Annotated in this window: 4 protein-coding genes; 2 read left to right on the top strand and 2 right to left on the bottom strand. The window is 25.8% G+C overall.

What is annotated here, in order from left to right; all coding sequences use genetic code 11:
- Window positions 1-48: 48 nt before the first annotated feature.
- Window positions 49-612, bottom strand: a complete 564-nt coding sequence (locus tag JST56_07745; GenBank protein MBS1988848.1) for a hypothetical protein — start codon at window positions 610-612, stop codon at window positions 49-51.
- Between the two features lie 1,280 nt (window positions 613-1,892).
- Between JST56_07745 and JST56_07740 the strand changes: the two genes are divergently transcribed.
- Together JST56_07740 and JST56_07735 are read left to right on the top strand one after the other, a co-directional pair.
- A complete protein-coding gene (locus JST56_07740; GenBank protein ID MBS1988847.1) occupies window positions 1,893-2,213 on the top strand; it encodes a hypothetical protein in 321 nt (106 codons plus the stop codon).
- 126 nt (window positions 2,214-2,339) lie between these two features.
- The gene (locus JST56_07735) at window positions 2,340-2,696 is read left to right on the top strand and encodes a hypothetical protein (protein ID MBS1988846.1); all 357 of its coding nucleotides are present in this window, start codon (window positions 2,340-2,342) and stop codon (window positions 2,694-2,696) included.
- Between the two features lie 631 nt (window positions 2,697-3,327).
- On the opposite strand, the gene JST56_07730 is transcribed toward JST56_07735, so the two are convergent.
- Window positions 3,328-4,644: a hypothetical protein gene (locus JST56_07730; GenBank protein MBS1988845.1), complete on the bottom strand. Its 1,317-nt coding sequence runs from the start codon at window positions 4,642-4,644 to the stop codon at window positions 3,328-3,330.
- Window positions 4,645-4,836: the final 192 nt, after the last annotated feature.

Raw genomic sequence — 4,836 nt, 5'->3', positions numbered from 1 at the left:
CTTTTTTTTTTTTTTTATCAAATTTTTAATTAACACTTTTTCAAGTATTTACTTGACACATTTAAGACACAACTGTTTACTTAAATCAATACAATTAGAACAACATATTTCACAACAACAGTTTTCATAGTCTTCCTCTATTCCACAACACTCATAAACTTGATGACATTCATCAAAGAATACTTCTCTACATATGTGACAAGTGTTGGAATTTTGTTCTAGACCTATTGAATTGCATTTATCACATCTTATCAAATCATCTTGTACTCTAGTATCAGGTATGTAACATTCTTTTTGACATTCTATCCAAATTTGCCACTTTTTCAACATTTCTTCTGTCATAGGTGGGAGATCGTAAAAATCCAAATATATTTGAATTTCTTTTATTTCAGGTATATCATCTTCTGTTTTACTAAGTAACCATGAATAATATTTCTTATTTAGTTTTTCTTTCGATTCTATTGTATCACATTGTTTTTGAGAATTTAACCAAAATCCAATTTCAACTAATCTCTCTTTTGTTATTCCAATTTCTTGTTCTTTATCATTATCCTCCTTTAACAACCAATCAATTTTTCTCTTTCTCAATTTCTGTTTTTCTTCTTCTTTCATATCTAATCTTTTTTTTTTTTTTCCCCCTTCCTTTTTTTTTGCCCCTTGTTATTATTGTTTATTTTATACTATTTGTTATTATTGTTTATTTTATACTATATTCAAGATTCCATTGACCTTGTTTTTCCATCTCTATCAATTGTAGTATTTCTCTCATTATTATTTCACTTTTGTACTAAGAAAATATAGGATGGGTCCTACTGTAAAAAATGGAAAGTAAAAACATCAGAATGTTAGGATGGGTTTAGCCTTCCTACTAAAAAAATGTTAGTACCTCATCAAAAAATGTTAGTACCTCATCAAAAAATGTTAGTACCTCATTAAAATAACACTAAAAAATGTTAGTACCTCATTAAAATAACACTAAAAAATATAAGTACCCCATCAGAATATTTACCTAAGATAATATTAAGAAAAAAAATTTAATTAAAGAAAAAATAACAAAAAAATATTAAAATAATGCAAAATAAACCCAATAAAACTGTATTTGTAACTGGTGAACTGAAACCTTACATACTAAAGAAAAAAACTAATCAACCTCCTGATAATAGAATAAATGTTTTCAAAGTATTTCCTATTCTTAGACAATCTAATTTGGATGTCTTTACAACAGAAAAAAATCTTCCTAATGGCATATATGATAAATTTACTCTCAACTATTCCTCAATCAAATTTACAAACAATATGATTCAAGTATCAAACATACATAATTACTTGATGTACAATAATGTCAAGTTTGAATACACGAACAATGACTTGGTCATCTACAATGTTTTTGTCTACTTCATGTATAAATCGTCAATAATACTAGAAGATTATCCCGAAGAATCTAATTACTTATTGATTAGTTTTTTAAAAAATTAAAAAGTTGATCATTAAACAAAATTTTAAAAACACTATTTAATTGCTGTTATTGTTTTTGTTGTTTTCATTATTTAAACAAAATTGTTGAGGATTGTCAAACTGAAAGGATATATGATAAATTTTTTACTTAATATAGAAAAGGTAATATTTTTGGTGGGGTACTAAGAAAATATTAAGGTAATATTTTTGGTGGGGTACTAAGAAAATCAATGTGTAAAAACATCAGAAAAATGTATGGTACCTCATCTTCTAATGACAGGATTCCTACTAAAAAAAATGTTAGTACCTCATCAGAAATATACAGTACTTCATTAAAATGTTAGGATGGGTTTAGACTTTCAAAAAAATATTAGTACCCCCATCAGAAAAAGGATGGGTAGGCACCACCTTTACAAAAAAAAAATAAAAAAAAAAAAATGAATAAAGATAATGATTTTAAAGTGGGAGAAATAGTGTTTTACAAAGGTCACAAAGCAGAAATAATTAATTACTCTGGATATACAGATAACATGAAGAAGAGGAGAATACTTATTAAATTGATGAATACAGGAAAGATAAGTAGAGTTGTTGAAAATAGAGTATTAAGAGATGAAATATTAATTGAACAAGTAAATAATTGTGCTCATTGTAGAAAAAAAGAAATTAAAATATTGGAATTGGAAAAAGCTAATAAAAAATTAAAATGTCAAAATAAAATAGAAGAAACTAAAAAAAGAAAGATAGTAATAAATGTTTAAAAAACTGTATCAAGTATTTTTTATTAATATAAATTAATGAGGACTGTCTGTTAAAAAAGAAAAAACTAAAAAAGAAAAAACTAAAAAAGAAAAAATCAAAAAGAGTCTACAGAAACAAAAATAAAAATGGGTAATTATTTCAATAATGGTAACAATAAAGAAGAAAAAGTAATGTTTTTCAATCCTCTTGGTAATCAAGAATGGCGTATTTTGGATCTTAATTTTTTGATTCGTAAAACTCTTCCTAATGATATTAGAGAATTAAAACTTTTGTATCTACGATTCAATGTAAATTACTCAATAGAGGAAATTAAAGAACAGATATTACAAGGAAAAAATGTATTTAATATTAGTGCTTCTTTTTTAGAGGATGTAAGTTCTTTTCAATACCATTATGAAATTGAAATTGAAGAAATTGAAGATACTTATCTTAATAGACTACATTATCCTACATTTTTCAAATTAAATGCTATTAAAAATTAAAAAAAAAAAAAAGATTCACCTATTTTAATTGTTAATGTTCTTGTTATTAATTAGTATTACTTTATTGTTGAGGATTATTAAATTGATTTTCAAAGTCTTGTTTTATTTGTTGATCTTATAGGCGCTATCCTTGATTAATGTTGAATGAATCGTTCCTCGTTATCCTTTGGACTAAAAGAAAAGTTTTTTTGAAATTGGTAAGGATTAACATCATTCTCAATCAATTCAATCCAACTCCTTTTTTAAGTAAAGAAGAACAATTGGGAGAGCTACAAGAACAACCATAAGAAGAAGAATTTCTCATTAAATTGCAACTCACTCTTAACAATGAACACCTATATTAAGAAAGTGGTGAGGTCAATGGAAAATATCAATCCCATGAAAAGCAAATAATGAATATTATTTTTTGTATAGGATGGCTTTAGCCTTCCTGTTACCCCATGAATATTTAATGTTATTATAGGTGTTAATTCTGGTGGGGTCACATATATTTTTGTGTGACTTTCATATTAAAGAGGTGGGGTCAGTAATTTTTTATATGATGGTGGGGTAACAGGAAGGCTAAAGCCATCCTATAATAATTTTAATAGAGAAAAAAAAAAAAATTAATATTAAACAAATTTTAAAACTTTTAATTGTTAATGTCATTATTATTATTATTATTATTACATTGAAGTTGAGGATTTTCAAATTGATTTTCAAAGTCTTGTTTTATTTGTTGATCTTCTTCATTAATGTTAAATGGATTTCCTCTTTGCTTTAAATGAATCATTTTAAAACGATCTTCCAATGCTAAATATCTTTCATCTTTTCCAAAGGTGTCAATGTGTTTCTTGTAAGACTCTTCCAAAGTAATGTTACTGATAATGATAGTAGGTACTATTTCTCTCTTTTTTGAATGAGTTCCACCAGGAATACGAATGTTCATGTTTTTACTTCCCAAAAATTCATTCATCCAAGTAATGTCTTTACTTCCTTCATAGTCATCTAGTATACACAAGTCATAGAAATTGTTTCTCCAAGGTAAATTTTGTAACAAATCTTTACTAATATAGTAAATATTTAATCTTTCTTTTAATGGATCTAATAGTCTGGTTGTCTTTCCCAAATTTCTTTTACCATGAATGTACAAATGTTTCATTTTACCTTTTACATTATTAGGTTTTCTTATGTAAAAATTTAACCAAATCATTATTTGACACCATTCTTTTCCCCATTCCATTGTAGGAAATAATTCTATCCATTGTATATTTGCAGTTCTTTCATGTTCATTTTCATCTTCTACCATGTTGATAAATTCTTCAATATGTTTACCATAAATGATTGCTGCACCTCCATTTCCATCTTTAGCTACATCCAATCTATTCTTGTACTTACCTTCCATAATGTTATTAGCAATTTTATCCATTTTATTAGGTCCTTTTTTATTACTGTTAACAAATGAAAGTGAATCCCAATCCTCAGGATAATCCAAGTATTCTCCTCCTTTGATTACATATCTCACCATATTAACTTGATTCTTTTTAGTGTTTCCTTTTTTTCCAATTATTAAATTTCCATGTTTTCCAAGTTTGTCTAATGTTGTTGGATAGAGTGTTTCTCTTTTATTGTACTTTAAATACCAATGTATATGATAATTATTCTCTTTTGATTCATGTGGTTCTTTTGATATGGTAAACACATTTAATTTATCTCCCAATTTCTCTATTGTACGATTGTAATATTCCTCTAAACAAACATTTTCACCAAGATTAGGTATTGTGTAAATTCCTTGTTGAAAATTTATCTTTTTTCTTTTTGTCACCATTTTATTCCAATCAATTGCTTTTGTACTTGTATCAATTATTTCTTTTTCCTCATCATCATCATTTTGTTGTGGGAAGGCTAAAGCCATCCCTCTTTTTTTGTTATTCACCTTTTTAACAATATTATTATTACACTCTTTCATTTAATTTTTTTTTTTTTAAACAACTGTCTCTCTCTTTTTTTTTTCTATCAAATTTTTTTAATTAACACTTTTTTTTTTTTTTTATCAAATTTTTAATTAACACTTTTTCAAGTATTTACTTGACACATTTAAGACACAACTGTTTACTTAAATCAATACAATTAGAACAACATATTTCACAACAACAGTTTT

The organism is Candidatus Dependentiae bacterium, assembly GCA_018266175.1.
Taxonomy (GTDB): domain Bacteria; phylum Babelota; class Babeliae; order Babelales; family RVW-14; genus JAFEAY01.
Note: the sequence above shows the minus strand (reverse complement) of the source record. Positions and strands in the feature narration are given on the sequence as shown.